The organism is Luteirhabdus pelagi, from assembly GCF_016827595.1.
Lineage (GTDB): Bacteria > Bacteroidota > Bacteroidia > Flavobacteriales > Flavobacteriaceae > Luteirhabdus > Luteirhabdus pelagi.
This window is the reverse complement of sequence record NZ_JAECMS010000025.1, coordinates 1-1,296: the sequence shown is the minus strand read 5'-3', so window position 1 is coordinate 1,296 and position 1,296 is coordinate 1. Positions and strand designations below refer to the sequence as shown.

Here is a 1,296-nt window from a genome sequence, read left to right as displayed (position 1 = left end):
CAAAAAATGGTCAACCTATTTCAGGACAAGACAGACAACACTCAGAAATTCATACTTTGATGCTTTAGATCCTAAATTTGGAGGAATAATAGGGCGCAGAAAATGGTCATTATGTTTGGGCGCAGGAGTTTCTTACGACATAGTACCTACTTGGCAGGAATTGGCGAGAATTGTTGTTAATAAAAGCTACAACGAAAATTATAATTCTGAACATTTTAAGAAGATTGTTGGGAAATTTGGGATAGGACTTGATGGATGGTTTCAAAGTTGTCTAAATCATTTAGTTTCCCTAGGGAATGAAGAGAGCAAGTTTTATGATATTCTAAGAGAATCAATCTATTCAGACTTGTTGACGAAAAGTGAAGAATATAATGTCAGAAAATTAATCGCTCAGGGACTTCACTACCCCTTCAATTTTAGCCCGACCGAAATTGATTCGATGTATGAATTCATGAATTCAGAATTTAAGTATTCAACAAACAATGTTCTTGCAAAAATACTTTTAGATTCCTTTGACACAAATAAAGAACCTGCTTCCATTATTTCCTTTAATGCAGACGCTATTCTAAATTTTACTGTCTACTTATTTGACTCAAAATTTCATTTGGATTCAAAAAGTGATGGAGACTTAAAAAGCTTTAAGCGAAGAAGGCTCAAACGCATAATTCAGTCTATTGAATTAAATGGAACAAGGAAAAAGAATATTGATTATATTCCACTTTATCATATTCATGGATGCTTATTTCCAAAGTTTGAAGCTGAAAAGCAATATCTTAGAAAAGAATCAATTAATAAGTTAATTTTTGAAGAAAGTGCATACATAAATCTGTCAGCATCTATGTATAGCTGGGCTCAATCGACCTTTCTCTTTCATTCTCAGGCGGATGATATTTTGTTTGTTGGATTGTCACTAACTGACCCAAATTTAAGAAAATGGCTTGCCTGGACTCATTCAAATAAGTTAAATGAGCTTAGAACTAATGAAGGAAAAGACATTAATTATCTCAAACATGTTTGGATAACAACTGCGCCAGAATCCGAAAGTGAAAAAGAAATAATTTCCAAATCTGTCTCACATTTAGGTGTACGAGTCGCATTCATAAATGATTACAGTGAAATAGAGCAAGCTGTTCGAAATGTTGCTGGAATTAATTAAAACTATACATAACAACGTATAACGCTCATTGCTAGATTTGTTTCCATCGGAATGATACGCGGAAGCGAGAAATGATCAATTTTTAATTAACTTTAAATTCGGAAAATAACGCAACGAAGCGTTATACAATACCGTTGGCA

1 protein-coding gene is annotated in these 1,296 nt (G+C 33.3%); it reads left to right on the top strand.

The window, feature by feature from the left end; all coding sequences use genetic code 11:
- Positions 1–1,156 (top strand): SIR2 family protein (locus tag I4Q58_RS15390; RefSeq protein WP_203296799.1); only part of this gene is annotated, 1,156 nt, incomplete at its 5' end.
- Positions 1,157–1,296: the final 140 nt, after the last annotated feature.